Source organism: Streptomyces sp. SP18CS02 (assembly GCF_036322365.1).
Classification (GTDB): domain Bacteria; phylum Actinomycetota; class Actinomycetes; order Streptomycetales; family Streptomycetaceae; genus Streptomyces.
This window is the reverse complement of sequence record NZ_JAQYXC010000252.1, coordinates 36,872-63,419: the sequence shown is the minus strand read 5'-3', so window position 1 is coordinate 63,419 and position 26,548 is coordinate 36,872. Positions and strand designations below refer to the sequence as shown.

General features: G+C 72.4%; 18 protein-coding genes and 1 riboswitch. Of the genes, 14 read left to right on the top strand and 4 right to left on the bottom strand.

Features of this window, described 5'->3' with window-relative positions; translation table 11 throughout:
- Positions 1–240 precede the first annotated feature (240 nt).
- The 4 genes from PUR26_RS03875 (at position 241) to PUR26_RS03860 (ending at position 7,784) form a co-directional block, all read left to right on the top strand.
- Positions 241–4,530 (top strand): discoidin domain-containing protein, encoded by a 4,290-nt coding sequence (locus tag PUR26_RS03875; RefSeq protein WP_329869221.1) that lies wholly within the window; start codon positions 241–243, stop codon positions 4,528–4,530.
- Positions 4,531–4,589: 59 nt separating this feature from the next.
- Positions 4,590–5,597, top strand: coding sequence for a LacI family DNA-binding transcriptional regulator (locus PUR26_RS03870; protein ID WP_329869220.1), 1,008 nt, complete (start codon positions 4,590–4,592; stop codon positions 5,595–5,597).
- Positions 5,598–6,054: 457 nt separating this feature from the next.
- On the top strand, positions 6,055–7,125 hold the full coding sequence (locus PUR26_RS03865; RefSeq protein WP_329869218.1) for a CobW family GTP-binding protein: 1,071 nt from the start codon (positions 6,055–6,057) through the stop codon (positions 7,123–7,125).
- Positions 7,126–7,223: 98 nt separating this feature from the next.
- Positions 7,224–7,784: a mycothiol transferase gene (locus PUR26_RS03860; RefSeq protein ID WP_329869217.1), complete on the top strand. Its 561-nt coding sequence runs from the start codon at positions 7,224–7,226 to the stop codon at positions 7,782–7,784.
- Positions 7,785–8,025: 241 nt separating this feature from the next.
- Here the strand turns inward: PUR26_RS03860 and PUR26_RS03855 are convergent, their stop codons facing one another.
- Positions 8,026–10,479: a DNA gyrase/topoisomerase IV subunit A gene (locus PUR26_RS03855; RefSeq protein WP_329869215.1), complete on the bottom strand. Its 2,454-nt coding sequence runs from the start codon at positions 10,477–10,479 to the stop codon at positions 8,026–8,028.
- 180 nt (positions 10,480–10,659) lie between these two features.
- Between PUR26_RS03855 and PUR26_RS03850 the strand changes: the two genes are divergently transcribed.
- From PUR26_RS03850 to PUR26_RS03835, 4 genes are all read left to right on the top strand, one after another.
- On the top strand, positions 10,660–12,015 hold the full coding sequence (locus PUR26_RS03850; protein WP_329869214.1) for a M16 family metallopeptidase: 1,356 nt from the start codon (positions 10,660–10,662) through the stop codon (positions 12,013–12,015).
- Positions 12,016–12,041: 26 nt separating this feature from the next.
- Positions 12,042–13,409 (top strand): M16 family metallopeptidase, encoded by a 1,368-nt coding sequence (locus PUR26_RS03845; protein ID WP_329869346.1) that lies wholly within the window; start codon positions 12,042–12,044, stop codon positions 13,407–13,409.
- 285 nt (positions 13,410–13,694) lie between these two features.
- A riboswitch (cyclic di-AMP (ydaO/yuaA leader) is annotated at positions 13,695–13,858 on the top strand.
- Between the two features lie 13 nt (positions 13,859–13,871).
- The gene (locus PUR26_RS03840; protein ID WP_329869211.1) at positions 13,872–14,654 is read left to right on the top strand and encodes a M23 family metallopeptidase; all 783 of its coding nucleotides are present in this window, start codon (positions 13,872–13,874) and stop codon (positions 14,652–14,654) included.
- Between the two features lie 291 nt (positions 14,655–14,945).
- Positions 14,946–15,635: a GntR family transcriptional regulator gene (locus PUR26_RS03835; RefSeq protein WP_329869209.1), complete on the top strand. Its 690-nt coding sequence runs from the start codon at positions 14,946–14,948 to the stop codon at positions 15,633–15,635.
- 153 nt (positions 15,636–15,788) lie between these two features.
- On the opposite strand, the gene PUR26_RS03830 is transcribed toward PUR26_RS03835, so the two are convergent.
- A complete protein-coding gene (locus PUR26_RS03830; protein ID WP_329869207.1) occupies positions 15,789–16,070 on the bottom strand; it encodes an HPr family phosphocarrier protein in 282 nt (93 codons plus the stop codon).
- 193 nt (positions 16,071–16,263) lie between these two features.
- Between PUR26_RS03830 and PUR26_RS03825 the strand changes: the two genes are divergently transcribed.
- The 4 genes from PUR26_RS03825 to PUR26_RS03810 all read left to right on the top strand — a co-directional run bounded on the left by PUR26_RS03825 (position 16,264) and on the right by PUR26_RS03810 (position 21,984).
- Entirely contained in the window at positions 16,264–19,170 is a 2,907-nt protein-coding gene (locus tag PUR26_RS03825; RefSeq protein ID WP_329869206.1) for a bifunctional acetate--CoA ligase family protein/GNAT family N-acetyltransferase, read from the top strand.
- 242 nt (positions 19,171–19,412) lie between these two features.
- A complete protein-coding gene (locus tag PUR26_RS03820) occupies positions 19,413–19,997 on the top strand; it encodes a DUF5998 family protein (protein ID WP_329869204.1) in 585 nt (194 codons plus the stop codon).
- Positions 19,997–21,202 (top strand): alkaline phosphatase family protein, encoded by a 1,206-nt coding sequence (locus PUR26_RS03815; protein WP_329869202.1) that lies wholly within the window; start codon positions 19,997–19,999, stop codon positions 21,200–21,202. Before PUR26_RS03820 ends, PUR26_RS03815 begins: the two co-directional genes overlap by 1 nt.
- Before the next feature lie 113 nt (positions 21,203–21,315).
- Positions 21,316–21,984, top strand: a complete 669-nt coding sequence (locus PUR26_RS03810; protein ID WP_329869200.1) for a thymidine kinase — start codon at positions 21,316–21,318, stop codon at positions 21,982–21,984.
- On the opposite strand, the gene PUR26_RS03805 is transcribed toward PUR26_RS03810, so the two are convergent.
- Positions 21,956–22,729 carry a VOC family protein gene (locus PUR26_RS03805; RefSeq protein WP_329869198.1) on the bottom strand — a complete coding sequence of 258 codons (774 nt, stop codon included), beginning with the start codon at positions 22,727–22,729 and terminating at the stop codon, positions 21,956–21,958. The two genes, PUR26_RS03810 and PUR26_RS03805, sit on opposite strands and share 29 nt — an antisense overlap.
- A gap of 227 nt (positions 22,730–22,956) precedes the next feature.
- Here PUR26_RS03805 and PUR26_RS03800 point away from each other — a divergent pair, with 227 nt between their 5' ends.
- Positions 22,957–23,784: a sulfurtransferase gene (locus tag PUR26_RS03800; RefSeq protein ID WP_329869196.1), complete on the top strand. Its 828-nt coding sequence runs from the start codon at positions 22,957–22,959 to the stop codon at positions 23,782–23,784.
- Between the two features lie 292 nt (positions 23,785–24,076).
- On the opposite strand, the gene sepH is transcribed toward PUR26_RS03800, so the two are convergent.
- Positions 24,077–25,168, bottom strand: a complete 1,092-nt coding sequence (gene sepH, locus PUR26_RS03795; RefSeq protein WP_329869194.1) for a septation protein SepH — start codon at positions 25,166–25,168, stop codon at positions 24,077–24,079.
- A 455-nt stretch (positions 25,169–25,623) separates the two neighbouring features.
- Here sepH and PUR26_RS03790 point away from each other — a divergent pair, with 455 nt between their 5' ends.
- A complete protein-coding gene (locus PUR26_RS03790; protein ID WP_329869192.1) occupies positions 25,624–26,511 on the top strand; it encodes a hypothetical protein in 888 nt (295 codons plus the stop codon).
- Positions 26,512–26,548: the final 37 nt, after the last annotated feature.

Below are 26,548 nucleotides of genomic sequence, written 5' to 3'. Positions count from 1 at the left end.
ATGACGGCCGTGAAAGTCGCAGGTACGCCCCGTAGCGCGGACGGCGAGAGGCTTGCCGGGCCACGTCGGCCGCGGACGCGGCGGTAGACGCTCTGGCCCGTGTCTGCAATTCTCTGACCGTCAAGCGCAAATCCACGAGTTCCATGGCGCATAAAAGCGAGTCACATCGATATCCATACCGAGCCGCGCCCCGTGCGCCGTGTGCGCCGCGGGGCCGGACTTCGCCAGGATCGGGGACAGATGAGAAGACAACGCGGGAGATGGCGGGCTCTGGCCGCCGGGCTCACCACCGCACTTCTGCTGATAGGTCTGCCGTCACTCACCGCGACGGCGGCCGGGGGACCGGACATCGCCGCCGGGAAGCCCGCCGCGGCCGGCAGCTCGAACGGCGAGCACACCGCGGCCGCGATCACCGACGGGAACCGGGCGACGTACTGGGAGAGCGCGGGCGGCGCCCTGCCCCAGTGGGTCCAGGCCGACCTCGGCGCCGCCCACCGCGTGGACGAGGTCGTCCTCGCGCTCCCCGCCGGGTGGGAGAGCCGCACCCAGACCCTGTCCGTACAGGGCAGCGCCGACGGCACCGGTTTCAGCACGCTCAGGAACTCGGCCGCCTACGGCTTCGCCCCGGGCACCGGCAACACCGTGACGATCGGCTTCCCGGCCGCCCAGACCCGTTTCGTACGGGTGCACATCACGGCCAACACCGGCTGGCCGGCCGCGCAGCTCGCCGAGCTGGAGGTGCACGCGGCCGGCGGGTCGTCCGGCAACCTGGCCCTCGGCAGGACCCTGACGGCCAGCAGTTCCACCGAGGTGTACACCGCGGCCAACGCGGGCGACGGCAACCGGGCCAGCTACTGGGAGAGCCGCAACAACGCCCTGCCCCAGTGGATCCAGGCCGACCTGGGCGTATCGGTCCGCGTCGACCGGGTGGTGCTGCGCCTGCCCGACGGCTGGGGGACCAGGACGCAGACCCTCAAGCTGCAGTCCAGCGCCAACGGCACGGACTTCACCGATCTCACCGTCGCCAAGGGCTACGAGTTCGGCCCGGCGACCGGCCGGGCGGCCACCGTCGCCTTCGACGCCACCACCACGCGCCACGTCCGGGTGCTGATCACCGCGAACACCGGCCAGCCCGCCGGGCAGCTCTCCGAGCTGGAGGTCTACGGTCCGGCCACCGGCGACACCCAGGCCCCCTCGGCCCCCGCCGGCCTCGCCTACAGCGAACCCGCCACCGGCCGGATCAGGCTGACCTGGGAGGCGGCCACCGACAACACGGGCGTCACCGCTTACGACATCTACGCCAACAACATCCTGCGGACGAGCGTCGCCGGCGATGTGACCACGTACACCGACACCCAGCCCACCGACACCACCGTGTCCTACCACGTCCGGGCCAGGGACGCGGCCGGCAACCAGTCGCCCGACAGCAACACCGTCACCCGCGTCGCGGACACCGGTGACACCCAGGCGCCGACGGCCCCCTCGCACCTGTCCTTCACCGAGCCCTCCGCCGACCGGATCCGGCTGGCCTGGGGGGCTTCCACGGACAACACGGGCGTCACCGGCTACGACGTCTACGCCAACAACACCCGCCGCGCGAGCGTCGCCGGCGATGTGACCACGTACACCGACACCCAGCCGCCGAGCGCCACCGTGTCCTACCAGGTGCGTGCCAGGGACGCGGCGGGCAACCAGTCGTCCGGCAGCAACACCGTCACCCGCAACGGCAGCGGCGCGAACGGTGCGAACCTGGCGGTCGGCAAGCCCATCACGGCGTCCTCCGTCATCCACACCTTCGTCGCCGAGAACGCCAACGACAACAGTCTGGCCACCTACTGGGAGAGCGCGGCCGGCGGCCACCCGAGCACCCTCACGGTCAAGCTCGGCGCCAACGCCGACGTCAGCGGCCTCGTCCTGCGGCTCGACCCGGACAGCGCCTGGTCCACCCGTACCCAGAACATCCAGGTCCTCGGCCGGGAACAGGGCGCCTCGGGCCTCACCTCACTGGCGGCCGCCCGGGACTACACCTTCGACCCCGCCGGCGGGAACACGGTGAGCGTCCCGCTCGGTGCCCGCGTCGCGGACGTCCAGCTCAGGTTCACCTCCAACAGCGGCTCTTCGGGCGGCCAGATCGCGGAGTTCCAGGTCATCGGCGTACCGGCGCCCAACCCGGACCTGGAGGTCACCGGCCTGACCGCGTCCCCGGCCGCCCCGGTCGAATCCGACCCCGTCACTCTCACCGCCACCGTCCGCAACAGCGGCCCGGCCGCCTCGACGGCCACCCAGGTGGCGTTCCGCCTCGGCGGCACCAAGGTGGCCACCGGCTCGCTGGGCGCGCTCGCCGCCGGGGCGAGCACCACCGTCAGCGCCGCCATCGGTGCGCGTGACGCCGGATCGTACGAGATCGGCGCCGTCGCCGACGAGGCGAACAGCGTCATCGAGCAGAACGAGACCAACAACAGCCACACCCGTCCCACTCCTCTCGTCGTCAAGCCGGTCGACAGCTCCGACCTGATCGCCTCGTCCGTGGACTGGACCCCCAGCGCCCCGGCCGCCGGTGACGCCGTCACCTTCTCCGTGGTCCTCAGGAACCAGGGGACGGTCGCGTCCGCCGGCGGGGGCCACGCGGTCACGCTCACCCTGACCGACTCCAACGGCGCCACCGTCAAGACCCTCACCGGCTCCCACAGCGGAGCCATCGCCGCCGGAGCGAGCACGCCGGCCGTGAACCTGGGGACCTGGGCCGCGGCCGGCGGTTCGTACACGGCCAAGGTGGTGATCGCGGACGACACCAACGAACTGCCGGTCAAGCGCGCCAACAACACCAGCACCCGTCCGTTCTTCGTCGGCCGCGGCGCCGACATGCCGTACGACATGTACGAGGCGGAGGACGGGACGACCGGTGGCGGCGCCCGGAAGGTCGGCCCCAACCGCACCGTCGGCGACATCGCGGGGGAGGCGTCCGGCCGCCGGGCGGTCACGCTGAACACCACGGGCGACTCTGTGGAGTTCACCACGCGCGCCGACACCAACACGCTGGTGACCCGATTCTCCATCCCTGACGCACCCGGCGGCGGGGGGATCGACTCCACGCTCAACGTCTACGTCGACGGCACCTTCCGCAAGGCCATCGACCTCACCTCGGAGTACGCCTGGCTGTACGGGGCGGAGACCGCGCCGGGCAACTCGCCCGGCTCCGGCGCACCCCGCCACATCTACGACGAGGCGCACGTCATGCTCGGCGCCACCGTGCCCGCAGGGTCGAGGATCCGGCTCCAGAAGGACGCGGCGAACACCTCGACGTACGCGATCGACTTCATCGACCTGGAGCAGGTCGCGCCCCTCGCGAACCCGAATCCGGCGACGTACACCGTGCCCGCCGGATTCACCCACCAGGACGTCCAGAACGCCCTCGACAAGGTGCGGATGGACACCACCGGCACGCTCACGGGGGTCTATCTGCCGCCCGGCGAGTACCGGACGGCGTCCAAGTTCCAGGTGTACGGCAAGGCGGTCAAGGTGGTCGGCGCGGGCCCCTGGTACACGCAGTTCCACGCCCCGGCCGCACAGGACAACACGGATGTCGGCTTCCGGGCCGAGGCGTCGGCGAAGGGCTCCTCGTTCTCGGACTTCGCCTACTTCGGCAACTACACCTCGCGCATCGACGGGCCGGGCAAGGTGTTCGACTTCTTCAACGTGTCGGACATCGTGATCGACAACATCTGGAACGAGCACATGGTGTGCCTGTACTGGGGCGCGAACACGGACAGGGTCACGATCAGGAACTCCCGTATCCGCAACATGTTCGCCGACGGCATCAACATGACGAACGGATCGACCGACAACCTCGTCACGAACAACGAGGCGCGGGCCACCGGCGACGACAGCTTCGCGCTCTTCTCGGCGATCGACGCCGGGGGCGCGGACATGAAGAACAACGTCTACGAGAACCTGACGTCGATCCTCACCTGGCGCGCGGCCGGTGTCGCCGTCTACGGCGGCCACGGCAACACCTTCCGCAGCATCCACATCGCGGACACGCTCGTCTACTCCGGGATCACCATCAGCTCCCTGGACTTCGGATACCCGATGAACGGCTTCGGGACCGATCCCACGAGGTTCGAGAACATCTCCGTCGTGCGGGCCGGCGGCCACTTCTGGGGATCGCAGACCTTCCCCGGCATCTGGTTCTTCTCGGCGTCCAAGGTGTTCCAGGGGATCCGGGTCGACAACGTGGACATCGTCGACCCGACGTACAGCGGGATCATGTTCCAGACGAACTACGTGGGGGGCCGCCCCCAGTTCCCGATCAAGGACACGGTCCTGAGCGACATCACGATCTCGGGGGCGCGCAGGAGCGGTGACGCGTACGACGCCAAGTCCGGCTTCGGCGTGTGGGCCAACGAGCTGCCCGAGGCCGGGCAGGGGCCGGCGGTCGGTGAAGTCACCTTCAACGGTCTGAGGCTCAGCGGCAACGCCCAGGACGTCCGGAACACCACATCCACCTTCAGGATCGACATCAATCCCTAGTGGAAGGGCCTCTGGGTCTGGCGCAAGCCGCTTGCGCGGCTTGCGCTAGCCTTGCGTTCATGACGCGACGACTTGCTCAAGTGGCGAAGAAGGTAGGAGTCAGCGAGGCCACGGTCAGCCGGGTGCTCAACGGCAAGCCGGGCGTCTCCGACGCCACCCGCCAGGCGGTGCTGACGGCTCTGGACGTCCTCGGGTACGAACGGCCGACCCAGCTGCGAGGCGAACGCGCCCGGCTCGTCGGCCTGGTCCTGCCCGAGCTCCAGAACCCCATCTTTCCCGCGTTCGCCGAGGTGATCGGCGGTGCGCTCGCCCAGCAGGGACTCACGCCCGTGCTGTGCACCCAGACCAAGGGCGGGGTCACCGAGGCCGACTACGTGGAACTGCTGCTCCAGCAGCAGGTCTCGGGCGTCGTGTTCGCCGGCGGTCTGTTCGCGCAGGCGGACGCCCCGCACGACCACTACCGGCGGCTGGCCGAGCGCAGGATCCCGGTCGTCCTGATCAACGCCTCCATCGAGAACATGGACTTCCCCTGCATCGCCTGCGACGACGCCGTCGCCGTCGACCAGGCCTGGCGCCACCTGGCCTCCCTCGGCCATGAGCGCATCGGGCTGGTGCTGGGGCCCGAGGACCACATCCCCTCCCGCCGCAAGCTCGCCGCGGCGCGGGCCGCCGCCCGCTCCGAGGGCCGTGAGCTGACCGACGAGCACGTCGAACGCTCCATGTTCTCCCTGGAAGGCGGCCAGGCGGCGGCCACCAGACTGCTGGACCGGGGGTTCACCGGCATCATCTGCGCGAGCGACCCCCTCGCCCTCGGCGCGGTACGGGCGGCCCGCCGGCGAGGTCTGGCCGTCCCCGGCGACGTCTCCGTCGTCGGTTACGACGACTCCGCCTTCATGAACTGCACCGAACCCCCGCTGACCACCGTCCGCCAGCCCATCGAGGCGATGGGGAGGGCCGCCGTCGAGCTGCTCAGCGTCCAGATCCAGGGCGGTTCCGTGCCCCCCGGGGAGCTCCTCTTCGAGCCGGAGCTGGTCGTCCGGGGCTCCACGGCACGCCCTCCGCGCTGACCCTTGCCCCGAACCGGAGTCAATCTTTTTCGGAATCGGCGCAACATATTACGGCCGTCTGCGGACGGTGGTGGAGTGTGCGGCGTCCGGTGCGTCGGCCGGGGGCCTTCCGCGCTCATGCGCTCCTGACAAGCGGGCCACCGGGCGCGGACGGCAGCCTGCCGCCCGACACGGCGGCCCCGGCCGGGGCCTGACCGGACGCGCGGTGAGGCGGCGGGCGACTGCCCCGGCCGGCCCGGCCCGGGACGGCAGTGAGCGAGATGGTCGCGGCACGGCCGCTCGCCGCCCTGCTCGCCGAGCGGCCGCTGAACCCGCACCGGGCCGCGCAGATCGGCCCGGCCCCGGCCGGCCCGGCGTGGCCACCGCGCCGGCCCGGTCTCCGGACCCGGCCCGCCGGAGCCGCCCCGGCCGGCCGCCTATCCTGAGGAGCCCGGACCGTGAGCAGGAAGGGCGTCCCTTGAGCACGCAGCAGATCCCCGTCGTCGTCCTCGCGGGATTTCTGGGATCGGGCAAGACGACCCTGCTCAACCATCTTCTCCGCACCGCCAGGGGCACCCGGATCGGAGTGATGGTCAACGACTTCGGTTCGATCGAGATCGACGCCATGACCGTCGCCGGCCAGGTCGGCTCGACCGTCTCCCTCGGCAACGGCTGCCTGTGCTGCGCGGTCGACGCCGGTGAACTCGACACCTACCTGGAGACGCTCACCCGGCCCTCCGCCCGCCTCGACGTCATCGTCATCGAGGCCAGCGGACTCGCCGAACCACAGGAACTGGTGCGGATGATCCTCGCCAGCGACAACGCGCGGATCGTGTACGGCGGTCTCGTCGAGGTGGTCGACGCGGCGGAGTTCGACGCCACCCGTGAGCGCCACACGGAGACGGACCGGCACCTGGCCATGGCCGATCTGGTGGTCGTCAACAAGGCCGACCGCGTGACGGAGGACGAGCTGGGCCGCGTCCGGGCGGCCGTCGCCGCGCTCGCCGACCGGGCCGCCGTGGTCGGCGCGGCTCACGGCCGGATCGACCCCGAGCTGCTTTTCGACCGCGCGGCCCGCCCCGATGACAGCGGGGCCCGCCAGCTCTCCTTCGAGGACCTGGACGAGCTGTTCGTCGTCGAGGACGCCCATCCCCACGCGGCGTACGAGGCGGTGTCGTTCCGCGCGGAGGAACCGATGCACCCGCGACGGCTGCTCGACTTCCTCGACTCCCGTCCCGACGGCCTGTACCGGATCAAGGGGTTCGTCGACTTCGGGGAGGCCGACCCCGTCAACCGGTACGGCGTGCACGCGGTCGGCCGATTCCTGCGCTTCTACCCCGAGCCGTGGCCGCGTGGCGAACAGCGTGCGACCCAGCTCGTCCTCATCGGTTCGGGCACCGACGGCGAGGTGCTGCGCAAGGCGCTGGACGGCTGCCGGGTGGCGGGCCCGCAGGACGCGCCGGAGGAACACAGCATGTGGGGCGTCCTCAGGTACGTACCGGAGAAGGACGACCGGTCCCTGTCCGGCGGATCACCGCCGGAGGACTGAGAAGCCGGGACCGGCGCCCTGGCCACGCCGCCATGGCGTCACCTCGCGAGGGGGAATCCGATGGCGGACGTGCGCCGTCGCGTATCACCATACGACCTATGAGTGATCGACCCGCACGATGGACCGAGGCGACCGTCTACCCCGATATGTGGGCGGACCCGGACGACGACCCGCGAAACAACGACGGTGACGGCCCGGAGGGCGAACTCGCGACGTTGCAGGAGTTCCTGGCGAGCTACCGCATGACCCTGCGGATGAAGTGCGAGGGCCTGGACCCGGAACAGCTGGCCCGCCGGTCGGTACCGCCGTCGACGATGTCGTTGCTCGGCCTGATCCGGCACCTCGCCGAGGTGGAACGGGACTGGCGCAACTGGATCAGCGACGGTGACCCCCTGCCGAAGCTGTACGGACGGCGTGACGCCGACTTCGAGGAGGCCGCCGCCGAGCAGGCCATGGTCGACGCCGCGTACCGCGACCTCGAGCGTGAGCAGGCCGCGATGGACGCCGAGCTGGCCGCGTACAAGGACCTGGGCGAGCGGGTCGGGAAGGACAGGATGGCGATCCGGGAGCTGATGGTGCACAGGATCGAGGAGTACGCCCGTCACTGCGGGCACGCCGACCTGGTGCGCGAGTGCGTCGACGGAAGGGTGGGCCAGTGACGGTGGCCGGACACCGCCCCCGCCGGCCCGGCACCGCCCAGTGACGGCCTCGGAGGTGCCGGGCACCTGCTCGCACCGCTGATCCGGGCAGGGGCGCGGCCCCGCCGTCCCCGTCCGGTACGGCTCTCGCTCCGGCGATCCGCCGTACAGGACCCGAGCCAGCCTCTCACCTGCTCCCGCCGGGGCCCGTCCCGTCCTCCCGGCCAGGGCCGGAACGACGGGACGGGCCCCGGCTGCCCGCTTACGTGGCCGGGCCCGCCAGCACGTCGATCGGACCGGACAGCGGGGTGCCCGATCCGTCCCGGCGCGGGTCCAGCTCGGGAAGGTCCACCGGCATGCCGGTCTTCCGGGCCGCCCGGGCCGGCGCGGCACCCGCCCAGGCCAGCACCAGCAGGTCCTCGCCCTTCAGGAAGCGCTGACAGCGCACCCCGCCGGTGGCGCGCCCCTTGCGCGGATACTGGTCGAACGGCGTCAGCTTCGACGACGTACCCTCCGCGGCGTCCAGCGTGCCGGTCGAACCGGCGACCGTGAAGACCACCGCGTCCGCCGCCGGATCGACGGCGGTGAACGAGATCACCTCGGCGCCCGCCGCCAGCTTGATACCGGCCATGCCGCCGGCGGGACGGCCCTGCGGACGCACCTGCGAAGCCTGGTAGCGCAGCAGCTGGGCGTCGGACGTGATGAAGACGAGATCCTCCTCGCCCGTGCGCAGCTCCGCCGCGCCGACGATCCGGTCGCCCTGCTTGAGGGAGATGACCTCCAGCTCGTCCTTGTTCGCCGGGTAGTCCGGCACGACGCGCTTGACGACGCCCTGCAGGGTGCCGATCGCCAGGCCGGGGGAGGACTCGTCCAGCGTGGTCAGGCAGACGACCGTCTCGTCCTTCTCCAGGGTCAGGAACTCCGCGAGCGGTGCCCCGCCCGACAGGTTCGGCGCGGAGACGGTGTCCGGCAGCTGCGGCAGATCGATCACCGAGAGCCGCAGCAGCCGCCCGGTGGAGGTCACCGCGCCCACCTCGCCACGCTGCGTCGCCGGGACCGCCGAGACGATCACGTCGTGCTTGGTGCGCTTCCCGCCGTCGTCCGGGAGCGGCTCACCGCTCGCCGTACGGGCCAGCAGCCCCGTCGAGGACAGCAGCACCCGGCACGGGTCGTCCGCCACCTCAAGGGCCACCGCCGCGACCGGCGCGCCCGCCGACTCCAGCAGCACCGTGCGCCGCTCGGTGCCGAACTTCTTGGCGACCGAGGCCAGTTCCGACGAGACCAGCTTGCGCAGCTCGGCGTCCGACTCCAGGATCCCGGTCAGCTCGTCGATCTCGCCGTTGAGCCGGTCGCGCTCGCTCTCCAGCTCGATCCGGTCGAACTTGGTGAGCCGCCGCAGCGGCGTGTCCAGGATGTACTGCGTCTGGATCTCGCTGAGCGAGAAGTGGCTGATCAGCCGCTCCTTGGCCTGCGCCGAATTGTCGCTGGAGCGGATCAGCCGGATGACCTCGTCGATGTCGAGCAGCGCGACGAGCAGGCCCTCCACCAGGTGCAGCCGGTCCCGCTTCTTGCCCCGGCGGAACTCGCTGCGCCGCCGCACGACCTCGAACCGGTGGTCCAGGTAGACCTCCAGCAGTTCCTTGAGGCCCAGGGTGAGCGGCTGCCCGTCTACCAGCGCCACGTTGTTGATGCCGAAGGACTCCTCCATCGGCGTCAGCTTGTAGAGCTGCTCCAGCACGGCCTCCGGGATGAACCCGTTCTTGATCTCGATGACCAGGCGCAGGCCGTGCGCGCGATCGGTGAGGTCCTTGACGTCCGCGATGCCCTGGAGCTTCTTGGAACCGACCAGGTCCTTGATCTTGGCGATGACCTTCTCCGGACCGACCGCGAAGGGCAGTTCCGTCACGACCAGGCCCTTGCGGCGGGCCGTGACGTTCTCCACGGTCACCGTGGCGCGGATCTTGAAGGAGCCACGTCCCGACCCGTACGCGTCCTTGATCCCGGAGAGCCCCACGATCCGGCCACCGGTCGGCAGGTCCGGCCCCGGGACGTACCGCATCAGCGTCTCCAGGTCGGCGCCCGGGTGACGGATGAGGTGCCGGGCGGCCGCGATGACCTCGCCCAGGTTGTGCGGCGGCATATTGGTCGCCATACCGACCGCGATGCCCGAGGCGCCGTTGACCAGCAGGTTCGGGAAGGCGGCGGGCAGCGCGACGGGCTCCTGCTCCTGCCCGTCGTAGTTCGGTGAGAAGTCGACGGTGTCCTCGTCGATCGACTCGGTCATCAGCGACGTGGCGTCGGCCATCCGGCACTCCGTGTACCGCATCGCGGCCGGCGGGTCGTCGTTGCCGAGCGAACCGAAGTTCCCGTGCCCGTCGACGAGCGGCACACGCATCGAGAACGGCTGCGCCATGCGCACCAGCGCGTCGTAGATCGACGCGTCGCCGTGCGGGTGCAGCTTGCCCATGACCTCGCCGACGACGCGGGCACACTTCACATAGCCGCGCTCGGGGCGCAGGCCCATCTCGTTCATCTGGTACACGATGCGGCGATGCACCGGCTTCATGCCGTCGCGGGCGTCCGGCAGGGCACGGGAGTAGATCACCGAGTACGCGTACTCGAGGAAGGAGCCCTGCATTTCGTCGACGACGTCGATGTCGAGGATCTTTTCCTCGAAGTCGTCGGGCGGCGCGGTCTTCGTGCTGCGGCGGGCCATCGCGGCTGCGGCTCCTTACCAACATGGTTGATCTGACGCGGACCATTGTGGACCGTCCCACTGACAGGACGGACCGCGACCCGGAAGAGGGACGTTACGCGGACCCGGGAACTTCGCCAGGTGTCGGTCCGCTTGCATACAGTGGCAGGACTTTTCCATATCGCGATCGAAGGGACGTACATGCCCATGGGTCACACGGCCACAGCCCAGGCCGGCTCCGGCGGCCTGACAGCAACCGAGCACCGCCTGGCCAATGGCCTGCGGGTGGTGCTCTCGGAGGACCACCTGACCCCGGTCGCCGCTGTCTGCCTCTGGTACGACGTCGGCTCCCGCCACGAGGTCAAGGGCCGCACCGGTCTCGCCCACCTCTTCGAGCACCTTATGTTCCAGGGCTCCAAGCAGGTCAAGGGCAACGGCCACTTCGAGCTGGTGCAGGGCGCCGGCGGCTCGCTCAACGGCACCACCAGTTTCGAGCGCACCAACTACTTCGAGACCATGCCGACCCACCAGCTGGAGCTGGCGCTGTGGCTCGAGGCCGACCGGATGGGCTCCCTGCTCACCGCGCTCGACGAGGTGTCCATGGAGAACCAGCGGGACGTCGTCAAGAACGAGCGCCGCCAGCGCTACGACAACGTTCCCTACGGCACGGCCTTCGAGAAGCTCACCGCCCTCGCCTACCCGGAGGGCCACCCGTACCACCACACCCCGATCGGCTCCATGGCCGACCTCGACGCGGCCACGCTCGACGACGCGCAGAACTTCTTCCGTACCTACTACGCGCCGAACAACGCGGTGCTGTCGGTCGTCGGCGACATCGACCCCGAGCAGACGCTCGCCTGGATCGAGAAGTACTTCGGGTCCATCCCGGCCCACGACGGCAAGCTCCCGCCCCGCGACGGCTCCCTCCCCGACATCATGGGCGAGCAGCTGCGCGAGGTCGTCGAGGAGGAGGTCCCGGCCCGCGCGCTGATGGCCGCCTACCGCCTGCCGCACGACGGCACCCGCGAGGCGGACGCCGCCGACCTGGCCCTGACCGTCCTCGGCGGCGGCGAGTCGTCCCGGCTGCACAACCGGCTGGTGCGGCGCGACCGCACCGCCGTGGCCGCCGGGTTCGGCCTGCTGCGGCTGGCCGGCGCCCCCTCGCTGGGATGGCTGGACGTCAAGACCTCCGGCGGGGTCGAGGTGCCCGACATCGAGGCCGCGGTCGACGACGAGCTGGCCCGGTTCGCCGCCGAGGGCCCCACCCCCGAGGAGATGGAGCGCGCGCAGGCCCAGTTGGAGCGCGAGTGGCTGGACCGGCTCGGCACGGTCGCGGGCCGCGCGGACGAACTGTGCCGGTTCGCCGTGCTGTTCGGCGACCCGCAGCTCGCGCTGACCGCCGTCGGACGCGTGCTGGACATCACCGCCGAGGAGGTGCGGGCGGTCGCCGAGGCCAGGCTGCGTCCCGACAACCGGGCGGTACTGGTCTACGAACCCGTCAGCGCCGACCGGAGCGACCAGGAAAGCGACGAGCAGGAAGAGGGGGCGGACCAGTGAGCGACACCACTGCGCCTTTGACGTCCATGGAGTTCCACCCGCAGCCGCAGGCCGGTACGGCCCGGCCCTGGGCCTTCCCGGCCCCCGAGCGCGGCGTGCTCGACAACGGTGTGACGGTGCTGCGATGCCACCGCCCCGGCCAGCAGGTCGTGGCCGTGGAGATCTTCCTCGCCGCCCCGCTGGACGCCGAGCCCGAGGGCCTGGACGGCGTCGCCACGATCATGGCGCGGGCCCTGTCGGAGGGCACCGACCAGCACACGGCCGAGGAGTTCGCCGCCGAGCTGGAGCGCTGCGGTGCCACCCTCGACGCCCACGCCGACCACCCCGGCGTCCGGGTCTCCCTGGAGGTCCCGGTCTCCCGGCTCTCCAAGGCCCTCGGCCTGGTCGCCGAGGCGCTGCGCGCGCCCGCGTTCGCCGACGGCGAGGTCGAGCGCCTCGTCCGCAACCGGCTCGACGAGATCCCCCACGAGACGGCCAACCCGGCCCGCCGCGCCGCCATGCAGCTCTCCAAGGAGCTCTTCCCGGCCACCTCGCGCATGTCGCGCCCCCGCCAGGGGACCGAGGAGACCGTGGCGCGCATCGACTCCGGCGCCGTCCGCTCCTTCTACGACGCGCACATCCGTCCCGCCACGGCCACGGCCGTCGTCGTCGGCGACCTCACGGACGTCGATCTCGACGAGGTGCTCGCCGAGACCCTCGGCGCCTGGACGGGCAAGCCCGCCGAGCCCCGCCCCGTACCGCCGATCACCGCCGACGACACCGGCCGGGTCGTCATCGTGGACCGCCCGGGCGCGGTCCAGACCCAGATGCTGATCGGCCGCGTCGGTCCCGACCGGCACGACCGCGTCTGGCCGGCCCAGGTGCTGGGCACGTACTGCCTGGGCGGCACGCTCACCTCCCGCCTGGACCGGGTCCTGCGCGAGGAGAAGGGGTACACCTACGGCGTACGGTCCTTCGGGCAGGTACTGCGCTCGGCACCCGACGGGACCGGTGCCTCGATGCTGGCCATCAGCGGTTCGGTCGACACGCCCAACAGCGGCCCCGCCCTGGCGGATCTGTGGAAGGTGCTGAGCACCCTCGCGGCGGAGGGCCTGACCGACGCCGAGCGTGATGTGGCCGTGCAGAACCTGGTGGGCGTGGCCCCGCTCAAGTACGAGACGGCGGCCTCGGTCGCGGCCACGCTCGCCGACCAGGTCGAGCAGTACCTCCCGGACGACTTCCAGGCGCAGATGTACGCGCGCCTCGCCGAGACCGGGACCGTGGAGGCCACCGCCGCGGCCGTCAGCGCCTTCCCGGTGGACCGTCTCGTGACGGTGCTCGTCGGTGACGCCGCACAGATCAAGGAGCCGGTCGAGGCGCTGGGCATCGGTGAAGTGACCGTGGTCACGGGCTGATTGACCCGTTCCGGACGGCAGCGGCGGCAACCGCCCGGCCTCACCTGCGGCGATTGCGGTTCCGTCGCACGGTGGGACCGGATGCGCCGCACCGTGGAACCCCGGCATCCCATCGGATGCCGGGGTTCCGCTTTTGCTGCGTCTTATGTCCCAAATGTTGCGGAGGTTGTGTGTCTGCCCTGTGGCGTGCGCTACAAAACAGCGTGACCATTTGGTGATTGAAAGATCGGCCGCTTAGCGTCTGATGCGCTGTCCGCCCGGTTCGACCGCCGCACCCGCGGCACCGGACAGCCATCGCCGAGTCCCCGTCAGGCGCGAGCCTGGGGAGCCGGGGACCCACTCAGTCCCTGGGGTGAATCGGACGCCTTCGCCGCCGTGCGGAGGGGCCCGTAGGAGACCTTCCTGCTCCGAACCCGTCAGCTAACCCGGTAGGCGAGAAGGAAGGAAAGGATCAGCCACTTCATGGCGTTCACCCGTGCCACCGGGAAGCACCGTGCCCCGAGCCGCATGAGCCGCAAGAGCGCGCACGTCGCCGGCGTCGCGGCCCTCGCCACCACCGGCGTCATCGGAACCCTCGCTTCCCCGGCGCTCGCCGCCGACACGGACACCCGCTCGCTCGAGGACACCGGCCTCAACCAGGTCGTCGTCACCGACTCGCTCGCCGAGCGGATCGACGCCCAGGCCGAGGCCCAGGAGCAGGAGGCCGAGGAGGCCGCCGCCCTGGCGAAGGCCAAGGCGAAGGCCGAGGCCGAGGCGAAGCGCAAGGCCGAGGCCCGCGCCAAGGAGGCCCGCGAGGCCCGTGAGCGCGCCGCCCGCGAGGCCGAGCGCAAGCGGCTCAACTCCTTTCAGCTGCCCGTCGCCGGCTCGTACGTCAGCACCGGCTACCAGACCGGCGGCGCCATGTGGTCCTCCGGCAGCCACACCGGCATCGACTTCCACGCCGCGTCCGGCTCCTCCGTCGTGGCCGTGGGTTCCGGCACCGTCGTCGAGGCCGGCTGGGGCGGCGCGTACGGCAACAACATCGTCATCCGGATGAACGACGGCACGTACACCCAGTACGGCCACCTCTCCTCCATCGCGGTGTCGGTCGGCCAGAGCGTCACGCCGGGCCAGCAGATCGGGCTCTCCGGCTCGACCGGCAACTCCTCGGGTCCGCACCTCCACTTCGAGGCCCGGGCCGGCGCCGACTACGGCTCGGACATCGACCCCGTCGCGTACCTGCGCTCGCACGGCGTCAACGTCTGACGCTCCGCCCGTACGCGCCAAGGCCCCGGCTCCTTCCGAGCCGGGGCCTTCGCGCGTCCTCCCCTGCCTCGGCGCCCCGGCCCCGGGGGCCGGGGCCCGCGGTCCCGCCCGGCGCCCTCCGCACGTCCCGAGGGCCCCCGGAGCGGACTTCCGGCCCGTGGTCCCGACATCCTGGCCAAAAGATATACATGGATTCCGAGTAGGCATCGGAAATTCCGGCCTGCTGCAATAGAGTCACCGAACAGAGCGTCAATCAGCTGAGTTTCGCGCGGATCAAGTCGGAGGTTCGGTATGCGCATTCCCGCGCACTCGGTATGCACGGCGATCCGCGATGACATCGTCACCGGTGTGTTCGAGCGCGGCAGCCGGCTGACCGAGGAGCAGCTGGCGCGCCGCTACGGGGTTTCTCGGGTACCCGTCCGGGAGGCGCTGCGCACCCTGGAGTCGGAGGGGTTCGTCATCACCCGGCGCCACGCCGGAGCGTGTGTCGCCGAGCCGACCGAGCAGGAGGCGGCCGACCTCCTGGAGGTCCGCGCGCTGCTGGAACCGCTGGGCGCGGCGCGCGCCGCCCAGCGCCGCACCGAGGCCCACCTCAAGGTGCTGCGCGGGCTGGTCAGGCTGGGGCAGGAGCGGGCCCGTCGAGGTCAGGGCGAGGACCTGCGCTCACTCGGCGGCTGGTTCCACGAGACCCTCGCCCAGGCGTCCGGCAGCCCGGGTCTGACCGCCCTGCTCACCCAGCTCCGGCACAAGATCGCCTGGATGTACACGGTCGAGCGGACCGCGCACCCGGTCGAGGAGTGGGCCGAGCACGGCGCGATCGTGGACGCCGTGGCGCGCGGCGATGCCGAACGGGCCCGGGCGCTCACCGCCCAGCACGCCGAGCGTTCGCTGGGGGCGCACCGGCTGCGGCGGCCCGAGCGGGCCGCCGGGCGCGTGAGGACTTCGCAACATGCCGTCAACACCGCGAGCGTCCGCAATTAACAATGGGTCCGTATACAAAGGGGGCGGGGAATTCCGTGCCGGAATTCCCCTGCTCATGAACGGAACGGAACAGTGGAGCCGTATCGCCCCGGAATTCAGGTCGATACGGCTCCGCCGTGTGCTGTTCTGAAGTTGTTTCCGCCGCGGGGACCGTCAGACGGTCTCGGGCAGCTCGTCGAGACCTTCGGCGACCAGCTTCGCCAGACGGTCCAGCGCGATGTCCGCACCCTCGGCGTCCGAAGCGAGCACGATCTCCTCGCCGCCCTGCGCGCCCAGGCCGAGCACCGCGAGCATCGACGCGGCGTTCACCGGGTTCCCGTCGGCCTTGGCGATCGTCACGGGGACGCCGGCGGCCGTGGCGGCACGGACGAAGATGGAGGCGGGGCGGGCGTGCAGGCCCTCGGCCCAGCCGACATTGACGCGGCGCTCAGCCATGATGTTGCCCTTCAAGTCCTAGCGGTTGTCTAGACCAGTCTCTCATGTCCTGCCGGGTGCTCGAACCGGCTTCCGGCCCGCCTCCGGCGGCCCGGACGTGTCCCTTCCAGGTCCTTTCCAGGACCGTCGGCCCCTTCACCTTGCCGCGCTCCCGGTACCTCCGCTACCGGTGTCCGCGCCGTACGCTGACTCCATGCGGACCCCGCCGGAGCAGTCGGAACACGTGTATCCCGCCCACTGGGAAGCCGACGTGGTGCTGCGCGACGGCGGCACCGCGCGGATCAGGCCGATCACCACGGACGACGCGGAACGCCTGGTCAGCTTCTACGAGCAGGTCTCCGACGAGTCGAAGTACTACCGGTTCTTCGCTCCCTACCCGCGGCTCTCCGCCAAGGACGTCCACCGATTCACCCACCACGACTACGTGGACCGGGTGGGCCTGGCCGCCACGGTCAACGGCGAGTTCATCGCCACCGTCCGCTACGACCGGATCAACGAGCGGGGGCTGCCCGCGACCGCGCCCGCCGACGAGGCCGAGGTCGCGTTCCTCGTCCAGGACGCGCACCAGGGCAGGGGGGTCGCCTCGGCTCTGCTGGAGCACATCGCGGCGGTGGCCCGCGAGCGGGACATCCGGCGGTTCGCGGCGGAGGTGCTGCCCGCCAACTCCAAGATGATCAAGGTGTTCACGGACGCCGGATACACCCAGAAGCGCAGCTTCGAGGACGGGGCGGTACGTCTGCACCTCGACCTGGAGCCGACCGACCGGTCCCTCGCCGTGCAGCGCGCCCGTGAGCAGCGCGCCGAGGCCCGTTCGGTGCAGAGGCTGCTCTCACCCGGATCGGTCGCCGTCATCGGCGCGGGCCGCGCCCCCGGCGGGGTCGGCCGCACGGTCCTGCGCAACCTCCTCGACGGCGGCTACACCGGTCGTACGTACGCGGTCAACCGCGCCCTCGCCGGCCCGGTGGACGCGCTCGACGGGGTCCCGGCCTTCCGCTCCGTCGCCGACATCGGGGAGCCCGTCGACCTCGCGGTGGTGGCCGTACCCGCCGAACGGGTGCCCGAGGTGGTCGACGACTGCGGCGAGCACGGCGTCCAGGGGCTGGTCGTGCTCTCCGCGGGCTACGCCGAGCAGGGCGCCGAGGGCCGCGCGCGCCAGCGGGAACTGGTCCGCCGGGCCCGCTCGTACGGCATGCGCGTCATCGGCCCCAACGCCTTCGGCGTGATCAACACCGCACCCGGCGTCCATCTCAACGCCTCACTGGCACCGCACCCGCCGGCGCCGGGGCGGATCGGGCTGTTCACCCAGTCCGGGGCGATCGGCATCGCCCTGCTCTCCGGCCTGCACCGCCGGGGAGCCGGCCTGTCGTCGTTCATCTCGGCCGGCAACCGGGCGGACGTCTCCGGCAACGACTTCCTCCAGTACGGCTACGACGACCCCGACACGGACGTCGTGCTGCTCTACCTGGAATCCATCGGCAACCCGCGCAAGTTCACCCGGCTCGCCCGGCGCACGGCGGCGGTGAAGCCGGTCGTCGTGGTGAAGGGCGCCCGGCACAGTGGCAGTGCCCCGCCCGGGCACGCCGTGCCGGTCACCCGCATCCCGCACGCCACCGTCTCCGCGCTGCTGCGGCAGGCCGGTGTCATCCGGGTGGACACCGTGACCGAACTGGTCGACGCGGGACTGCTGCTGGCCGGGCAGCCGCTGCCGGCGGGCCCGAGAGTGGCGATCCTGGGCAACTCCGAGTCCCTGGGGCTCCTGACGTACGACGCCTGCCTGACCGAGGGGCTCCGGCCGCTGCGGCCCCGCGACCTGACGACCGCCGCGACGCCCGAGGACTTCCGCACCGCGCTCGCCCAGGCACTGGAGGACGACGCGTGCGACGCGGTCGCGGTCACGGCCATCCCCTGGGTGGGAGAGAACGGCGTGACCGAGTCCGCCGACGGCGGTGCGCTGGCGGACGCCCTGCGGGCGGCGTCGGCCGCCTCCCCGGCGAAGCCGGTGGTGGTCGTCCATGTCGAGATGGGCGCCCTGGCCGACGCCCTGGCGGCGGCGACCGGCACCGCACCGGGGCCGGACGCGGCCCCCGGCGCCCCCGCGCCGCCCGGCGCCGCCCGGCCGGCCCCCGCGCCCCCGGCCGGCCCCGGTCCCGCGGCCGTCCCCCGGAACCGGACCGACCCCGGCCGCGACGTCGATGCCCCGGACGGGGCCGAGGCCGGCGGCATCGGCCGCATCCCCGCCTACCCCGCCGCCGAACGGGCCGTGCGCGCGCTCGCCGAGGCGGTCAGGTACGGCCAGTGGCGGCGGCAGAGCGCCGAGCCCGGGCGGGTGCCCGAGTACATCGACACCTCGATCGACGAGGCCGGCGCCGCCGCGCAGATCGAGCGGGTGCTCGGCCGGGAGGTGGGGGAGCGGGGCATCACCCTCGACCACGACGCCGCCCTGGAGCTCCTCGGCCGGTACGGCATCCCCGTGCGCCCGGCCCTGCCCGCGCCCGGCCCCGACGCCGCCGTGGCGGCCGCCGGGCGCCTCGGATACCCGGTCGCGCTCAAGACCACCGCGCCGCACCTGCGCCACCGCCCCGACCTCGGCGGCGTACGTCTCGACCTGGCGACCGAGGGCGGGCTGCGTGCCGCGTACGCCGAGTTGACCGATGCCCTCGGCAAGCCCGAGGAGCTCCAGCCCGTCGTCCAGGCCATGGCGCCGCGCGGTGTCGACACCGTCGTACGCGCCGCCATCGATCCGGCCGTGGGCGCCGTCCTCTCCTTCGGCCTCGCCGGCGCGCCCTCCGAGCTCCTCGGCGACACCGCCCACCGACTCGTCCCGGCCACCGACCGCGATGTCGCCGAACAGATCCGGTCCATCCGCACCGCCCCGCTCCTGTTCGGCTGGCGCGGCTCCGCGCCCGTCGACACGCCGGCCCTGGAGGAGCTGCTGCTGCGCGTCTCCCGGCTGGTCGACGACCACCCGGAGATCGTCGCCGTCGCGCTGGAGCCGGTGGTCGTCGCCCCCAGGGGCCTGTCCGTGCTCGGCGCGACCGTCCGGCTTGCCCCGCCTCCCGCCCGCTCCGACCTGGGCCCGCGTCGTCTGCCCAGCTACTGACCGACGGCGACCGGCCCACCGCCGGCCGCGGCCGCCCGACCCCCGCCCCGTCGCCGCCCGACCCCCGCCCCGTCGCCGCCCGACCCCCGCCCCGTCGCCGCCACCGGCCGGGCCGCCGCCCGTGGCCCGCCGCCCCCGGACGGCGGCCGCGCTTCCCGGGACGCCCACCGGACGGCCCACGGTCGCGTGCCGGACTCCCGACCGTCCCGGACCGCTGCCGGCGACGGATTAGGATGGAGTCCATGGCGAAGACCGGTACGACGACCCAAGGGCTGCGCGCGGCCATCGAGCGCAGCGGCTATTACCCGGCCCTCGTGGCCGAGGCGGTGGAGGCCGCCGTCGGTGGCGAGCCGATCGCCTCGTACCTCGTGCATCAGGAGACCACCTTCGACGCGAACGAGGTCCGCCGCCACGTCACGGTCCTCGTCCTGACGGGCAACCGTTTCATCGTCAGCCACACCGACGAGCAGAACGCCGACACCAGCTCCCCGACGCCGTACGCGACGACCTCCACCGAGTCGGTCAAGCTCGACCGCATCTCCTCGGTGGTGCTCAGCCGCGTCGTCGCCAACCCGGAGTCCTACACCCCCGGCACCCTGCCCCGCGAGGTGGTCCTCACCATCGGCTGGGGTGCCGTCTCCCGGATCGACCTGGAGCCCGCCGCCTGCGGCGACCCGAACTGCGAGGCGGACCACGGCTACACCGGGAACACCACGGCGGACGATCTGAGCCTGCGCGTCAGCGAGGCCGGTGACGGCCCCGAGACGGTCCGCCAGACGCTCGCCTTCGCCCAGGCGCTCTCCGAAGCCACCGCGGCCACGCGCTGATGGTCCAGCCCGCAGCGGCGGCGGCCGCCTGGCCCGACGATCCCGTCCCGCTCTCCCTCGACACCGCACCCGTCCCCGAGTACGGCTCCGGCTCCCTGGCCGACCTGCTGCCGACGCTCGCCGCCGGACAGGACGTGCCGGGGTTCGACCGGCGCATCGCGGAGCTGTCGCCCGCCGACCGGAACTGCGTGTTCCTGATCGACGGTCTCGGCTGGGAGCAGATCAAGGCGCACCCGGACGAGGCCCCGTACCTCACGTCGCTGCTCGCCACCTCGCGCGGCGGCACGGGACGGCCCCTGACCGCGGGCTTCCCCGCCACCACGGCGACCTCCCTCGCCTCGGTCGGCACCGGACTTCCGCCCGGTGAGCACGGCCTGCCCGGCTACACGGTCCGCGACCCCGCCACCGGTGGGCTGATGAACCAGCTGCGCTGGCGGCCGTGGACGCCGCCGCACGTGTGGCAGCCGTACCCCACCCTCTTCCAGCTCGCCGACGCCGCCGGTGTGCACACCGCGCAGGTCACCTCGCCGACCTTCCAGGACACCCCGCTCACCAAGGTCGCGCTCAGTGGCGGAACGTTTCACGGACGGCTCACCGGCGAGGAACGCATGGACCTGGCGGCCGCGCAACTGGCCGCCGCCGACCGCTCGCTGATCTACACGTACTACAGCGAGCTCGACGGCAGCGGCCACCGCTTCGGCGTCGACTCCGACGCCTGGCGCGGTCAGCTGATGACCGTGGACCGGCTCGTCCAGCGCCTCGCCGAACAGCTTCCCGCCCGCTCCACGCTGTACGTCACCGCCGACCACGGGATGATCGACATCCCGTTCGACGAGCAGTCCCGCATCGACTTCGACGAGGACTGGGAGCTCGGCGCCGGAGTCGCCCTGCTGGGCGGCGAGGGCCGGGCCCGGCACGTCTACGCGGTGCCGGGTGCGACGGCCGACGTTCTGGCCTGCTGGCGCGAGGTGCTCGGCGAGCAGTTCTGGGTGGCGAGCCGCGACGAGGCGATCGGGGCGGGATGGTTCGGGCCGCGGATCGACGAGCGGGTGTACGGCCGGATCGGCGATGTCGTCGCCGCCGCACACGACGATGTCGTGATCACCGCGTCCGTGAACGAGCCGCACGAGTCGGCGATGGTCGGCATGCACGGCTCGATGACCGCCGTCGAGCAGCTCGTCCCGCTCCTCGAAGTACGCGCGTGACCTGAGCCCGAGAACCCGCGGAGCCCGGCGGTTCCCGGGTCCCCGAGCCCGCAGACGGACGTCGCACGACGTCGGACAGACCCCCACAAGACCCGAAAGGTCGTCAGTTTCCCATGCCCGAGCTGGTGTTCTTCTCCGGAACCATGGACTGCGGAAAGAGCACCCTCGCTCTGCAGATCGAGCACAACCGGTCCACCCGGGGCCTCCAGGGCATGATCTTCACGCGTGACGACCGCGCGGGCGAGGGCAAGCTCTCCTCCAGGCTCGGCCTGGTCACCGACGCCGTGGAGGCCGCCGAGGGGTTCGACTTCTACGCCTACCTGGTCACCCACCTCTCCAAGGGCGGCCGCTGCGACTACGTGATCGCGGACGAGGCGCAGTTCCTGGCCCCCGACCAGATCGACCAGCTGGCCCGGGTCGTCGACGACCTGGACCTGGACGTCTTCGCGTTCGGCATCACCACCGACTTCCGCTCCAAGCTCTTCCCCGGCTCGCAGCGGCTGGTGGAGCTGGCCGACCGGGTCGAGGTGCTCCAGGTCGAGGCGCTGTGCTGGTGCGGTGCGCGCGCCACCCACAACGCGCGCACCGTCGGCGGGGCGATGGTCGTCGAGGGCGCGCAGGTCGTCGTCGGCGACGTCAACGCCGGTGACGAGGTGGGGTACGAGGTGCTCTGCCGCCGCCACCACCGGCGCCGCATGACGGCCGCGACCGCGCACGCGGCCGCCCTCTCGCCGGACGTGCTGCCCGTCGAGGTCAGCGATCGGCCGACCGTACGACGGTGAAGACGGCCCCCTCCGGGTCCGCCACCGTGGCCGGCCGCCCGTTGGCGTCGTCGCGCGGCGGCCGCAGCACCCGACCGCCCAGTTCGGTCACCCGACGGGCTGCCGCGTCGGTGTCCTCCACCTCGAACCAGGTCATCCAGTGGGCTCCCCGGTCACGCGGCAGCGCCTTGCCCGCCCCGTGCAGGGCGGCGACCGGCCGGCCGTCCACCCTCAGCGTCACCACGTCCGGCTCGGCCGGGACGACCGGTTCGAGCTCGTAGCCGAACACCGTCCTGTAGAACTTGACCACCGACTCGGTCTCCTGGGTCAGCAGCTCGTTCCAGACCGGGGTCCCGGGTCTCCCGGCCACCGCCGTGCCGACGTGCTCGGCCGCCTGCCAGACTCCGAAGACGGCGCCCGTGGGGTCCGAACAGATCGCCATCCGGCCCGCGTCCGAGGCGTCCAGCGGGCCGACCGCGACCGTGCCGCCACTGGAGCGGATCGATTCAGCTGTCCTGTCCGCGTCGTCGGTGGCCAGATAGGTCGTCCAGGCGACCGGCAGGTCCCGGCCGGCGGGAAGCCGCCCCATTCCGGCGACCTCCAGGCCGTCGAGCAGGCCCCGCACGTACGGGCCGAGCTGCTGGGGACCCGGCTGGAAGCGCCAGCCGAACAGCGCCCCGTAGAACTCCTGCGTGACGTCAAGGTCGTGCACCATCAAACTCACCCAACAGGGTGTACCGGGCTTGCGCCGAGTCGCCTCGGTCATCGTCACTCTCTCCTCGGACCATCGGTGTGGCCGTGCGGGGGGACCGGGCGTGCGCCGCGCCTGTGACCGGCCGCACGCCCCGTCAGATGCTTGCACCACCGGCCGCGCGGTGCGCCCCGGCCGCGCCGCGGTGTGGCGCGATCCCGCAGGAGGATGCCCGAATTTTTCGCGCCCGTCCGGTCGTCGACCGTCGCGCCCAGGTGTGCGACTGCGCGAGGATGGCACGCATGAACCCCATCATTCCGGCAGCCGAACTCGTGAACGAGTTGGCCGGGACGCGCCCCCCGGTCCTCCTCGATGTCCGCTGGCAGCTGGGCGGCCCGCCCGGACGGCCCGCCTACGAGGCGGGTCACCTGCCCGGCGCCGTCCATGTCGACCTCGACTCGGAGCTGGCGGGCCCGCCCGGACCCGGAGGACGCCACCCGCTGCCGGACCTCGCGGTGTTCGGCGCCGCGATGCGCCGGGCCGGTGTGACGGCCTCCTCCCCCGTGGTGGCGTACGACGGGGGACAGGGCTGGGCGGCCGCCCGGGCGTGGTGGCTGCTGCGCTGGACGGGCCACCCGGACGTACGGGTCCTGGACGGCGGCCTGGCGGCGTGGCGCGGCGAGCTCACGACGGACGTTCCCGCACCGGTGCCGGGCGACTTCGATCCCCGGCCCGGCGGCCTGCCGCTGCTGGACGCGGACGGCGCGGCGGCCCTCGCCCGGTCCGGCCTGTTGCTGGACGCGCGGGCGGCGGAGCGCTACCGGGGCGACGTGGAGCCGATCGACCGGGTCGGCGGCCACATCCCGGGCGCGGCGTCGGCGCCGACCACGGAGAACGTGGGCGAGGACGGGCGCTTCCTGCCTCCCGAGGTCCTGGCGGCCCGCTTCAAGGCGCTGGGCGCGACCGACGCCCCCGCGGTCGGCGTCTACTGCGGCTCGGGGGTCTCCGGGGCCCATGAGGTGCTGGCCCTGGAACTGGCGGGCGTCCAGGCCGCGCTGTACGCGGGCTCCTGGTCGGAGTGGTCGGCCGACGAGAGCCGCCCGGTGGCGACGGGCCCGGCGCGCGGCTGACTCCGCCGGCCGCGCGGCTCGGGCACGCGCGGCCGGCCCTGCGGTCCGAGGCGGTGGGGCGGGCGGCCCGGTGGGCCGACGCCCCGGGGCGGCCGCCCGGGCGGAAGAGGCGCGAAGCCGGTCATGGCGGGCGGCCGGAGGAACCAGGCACCGGAGGCCGCCGACGGTGAGCGGGAAGCGGGAGCGGCGCGTAGGGCGAGGCGCCGGCCGGGGCCTGATGCGCCCGGCACGCTCTACTCCGGGGACCCGTGTCCCGTCGTTCCCGCCTCCGGCATCGTTCCCGTTTCCCGCGTCATTCCTGCTTCTTGCGGCGCGTACCGAAGACGATCTCGTCCCAGCTCGGCACCGCCGCCCGGCGGCCCGGCCGGACGCCGTCCGCCTCCGCCTGACGGTCGGTCGTGCCCGTCAGCCGGTCACGGTGACCGCTGACCGCGCGGGGCATCAGTACGTCCGCGTACGCCGACCCCGCTCCCGCGGAGGCCGCGGGAGCCGGAGGCTCCTCCGCCTCCGTGTCGTCGTCGGCCTCGGAGCCGGGGGAGTCCGGCCCGACCGTACGCTCGGGCACCACCATGTCGCCCCGGAAGCTCGGGACCGCTTCCAGCAGGCTGGTCAGCGAGTCCCGCTCGGGCTCCTCCTCGGCATCGGGCACGGGCAGCGGTACGGGCGCCGTCGGGCGCTCCATCTGCCGGTCCAGGGCCCGGTCCAGCGGCCGGTCGCGCGGGAGGCGCGCGATGCGGGGCACGAAGGGGAAGCTCGGTTCCTGCTGGACCGCCACCGCGTCGTCGGTCTCGCCGATCAGGGAGCGGGCCTCGTCGTCCACGGCCTGGACCAGACGGCGCGGCGGGTCGTACGTCCAGCTCGCCGAGTGGACCTCTCCCGCCACCCGGTAGACCAGCAGCACCTCCCAGGTGCCGTCGTCCCGGCGCCAGGAGTCCCAGGCCACGTTGTCCTTCTCGGCGCCGCGCAGCAGCAGTCGCTCCTGCACCGCCTCGCCGAGCTGCGGACCGGTGTTCTCGCCGGGCCTGCGGACGGGGGTCTTGCGCGCCCGCTCGGCCATGAAGGCGCGTTCGGCGAGCACGGGACCTTCGAAACGGCGTACCCGCTCGACCGGAATGCCGGCGAGCTGGGCGACCTCTTCGGCTGAGGCACCCGCGCGTATGCGGGCCTGGATGTCGCGCGGCCGGAGGTGGCTCTCCACCTCGATCTCGATCTGGCCGAGGCGGGCACGGTCGTTGCGTACGGCGGCGCGCAGCCGTTCGTCAATCGGAAGCGTGTACTCCGTGCTGTCAGCAGCCTTCAGCACCAGTCGTGTGCCGTCGTTTGAGACGGCCACGACACGCAGTTCGGGCATGGGGACCTCCCGGGTGGTGCCTGCCGACGTCACGTGCGTCGCTGCTTCCGCTAGTCGAGTGTGGCCTGCCCGGGTGCAGCCTGCCACAACATTGCCGAGTTGCCCGGCGTGTCGGGCATGAACCCTGGAACGCCGTTATGGCACGGTTACCTATTGCAACGCAAAGTGACCACTTTGGTCACTCTGTGCGGCAGGTGCCCGCACGGTGCCCGCGGCGCCGTCGGATCGAGTGCCGCTTCCGGCCCCTCCCGTCGGCCCCGAGAGCCCATGACGGACCGGTTCCCAGGGTTGGCCACAGTACTCCATTCGGGCCACCTGGGTGGAGCGGCGCGCCGTCGAAGTTGTCCTCGGGTGCCGTGACCGGGGTTCCGGCGCCCCTTCGCGCCACGTGGCGTCCTTCACAGAACCCGGAAAAACGGAACTATTCGCGCCGGTCAAAAGTCCCTTCTCCCTGCATGGCAGGGCAGATGGGTGAGCAGGTGCCGAAGATGGATCAAAAGCTGGATAGGCCCGATAACGTGACGGAAGAGGAGCGGAAGCGGCTGGATCTCAATGTGGCGCAGGTCGCGGGCGCGGCGGTCGCCGCCGTCGTGGCCGCCAAGCTCGCCTCCAAACTGGGCGTGTACGGCACGGTCCTCGGTGCCGGTGTGATCAGCGTCGTCGCCACGTGTGGAGGCTCCCTCTTCCAGCAGCTCTTCAGGAGTACCGGTGCACGGGTCCGCGTGGTGACCGCGCGGGCTGCCGGGCCCAAGGCCCGCCGTGGCCGGGCGCGTTCGCCGCGCGGGGCCGACGCGGGGCCGGCGCCGGCGGCCGGGTCCACCCGGCAGCAGCGCGTGCCGCCGCCCGGGGACGGCGGATTCGGCGAGGCGACCACCCATGGCACCCGGGTCCGCGGACGCAAGCGCTCGGCCGTGGCGGCGGTGCTCGTCTTCCTCGTGGCCATGGCGGGTATCACCACGTACGAACTGGTCGCCGGCGAGGACTTCAGCGGCGGCAAGGGGACCACGACCTTCCGCTCGGTCGTCAACGGCGGCCACTCCGGGGCCCGCCCGTCCACCACGCCCTCCTCGACCCCGGACGACAACGGGGGCGGGCGGAGCCGGGAACCGTCACCCGGCGCGGACACCGATTCCGGTCCCCGGGGCGGCGGCGGTGAACGGGGCGAGGGCACCGGGCAGGACGGCGGCGGCACCGACAGCGGCCCTTCGCCGTCGCCCTCGCGGCCGGGTTCTCCGTCCCCCTCGGCGGAAGACGGCCGGGCGACCGAGGACCCCGCGCCCGCCGGCTCCGCGCCCGCCCCCACGCGGCCGGCCGACGGCGGCGGCACCGACCGGGAACCGGAATCGACACCGGCGCCGACGCCGCCCGCCGGGTGAGTCGCGCCCGTGTCCGGCCGAAGGGAGCGGCCGGGCC

What these genes read in the sequence shown, in the direction of transcription:
- PUR26_RS03855 (WP_329869215.1), bottom strand. Translation starts at nt 10,479, where the DNA reads ATGGCCCGCCGCAGCACGAAGACCGCGCCGCCCGACGACTTCGAGGAA.
- PUR26_RS03825 (WP_329869206.1), top strand. Translation starts at nt 16,264, where the DNA reads ATGCGGACCCCGCCGGAGCAGTCGGAACACGTGTATCCCGCCCACTGG.
- PUR26_RS03870 (WP_329869220.1), top strand. Translation starts at nt 4,590, where the DNA reads ATGACGCGACGACTTGCTCAAGTGGCGAAGAAGGTAGGAGTCAGCGAG.
- PUR26_RS03860 (WP_329869217.1), top strand. Translation starts at nt 7,224, where the DNA reads ATGAGTGATCGACCCGCACGATGGACCGAGGCGACCGTCTACCCCGAT.
- PUR26_RS03830 (WP_329869207.1), bottom strand. Translation starts at nt 16,070, where the DNA reads ATGGCTGAGCGCCGCGTCAATGTCGGCTGGGCCGAGGGCCTGCACGCC.
- PUR26_RS03845 (WP_329869346.1), top strand. Translation starts at nt 12,042, where the DNA reads ATGGAGTTCCACCCGCAGCCGCAGGCCGGTACGGCCCGGCCCTGGGCC.
- PUR26_RS03790 (WP_329869192.1), top strand. Translation starts at nt 25,624, where the DNA reads ATGGATCAAAAGCTGGATAGGCCCGATAACGTGACGGAAGAGGAGCGG.
- PUR26_RS03820 (WP_329869204.1), top strand. Translation starts at nt 19,413, where the DNA reads ATGGCGAAGACCGGTACGACGACCCAAGGGCTGCGCGCGGCCATCGAG.
- PUR26_RS03835 (WP_329869209.1), top strand. Translation starts at nt 14,946, where the DNA reads ATGCGCATTCCCGCGCACTCGGTATGCACGGCGATCCGCGATGACATC.
- PUR26_RS03810 (WP_329869200.1), top strand. Translation starts at nt 21,316, where the DNA reads ATGCCCGAGCTGGTGTTCTTCTCCGGAACCATGGACTGCGGAAAGAGC.
- PUR26_RS03875 (WP_329869221.1), top strand. Translation starts at nt 241, where the DNA reads ATGAGAAGACAACGCGGGAGATGGCGGGCTCTGGCCGCCGGGCTCACC.
- PUR26_RS03850 (WP_329869214.1), top strand. Translation starts at nt 10,660, where the DNA reads ATGCCCATGGGTCACACGGCCACAGCCCAGGCCGGCTCCGGCGGCCTG.
- PUR26_RS03840 (WP_329869211.1), top strand. Translation starts at nt 13,872, where the DNA reads ATGGCGTTCACCCGTGCCACCGGGAAGCACCGTGCCCCGAGCCGCATG.
- PUR26_RS03800 (WP_329869196.1), top strand. Translation starts at nt 22,957, where the DNA reads ATGAACCCCATCATTCCGGCAGCCGAACTCGTGAACGAGTTGGCCGGG.
- PUR26_RS03815 (WP_329869202.1), top strand. Translation starts at nt 19,997, where the DNA reads ATGGTCCAGCCCGCAGCGGCGGCGGCCGCCTGGCCCGACGATCCCGTC.
- PUR26_RS03805 (WP_329869198.1), bottom strand. Translation starts at nt 22,729, where the DNA reads ATGACCGAGGCGACTCGGCGCAAGCCCGGTACACCCTGTTGGGTGAGT.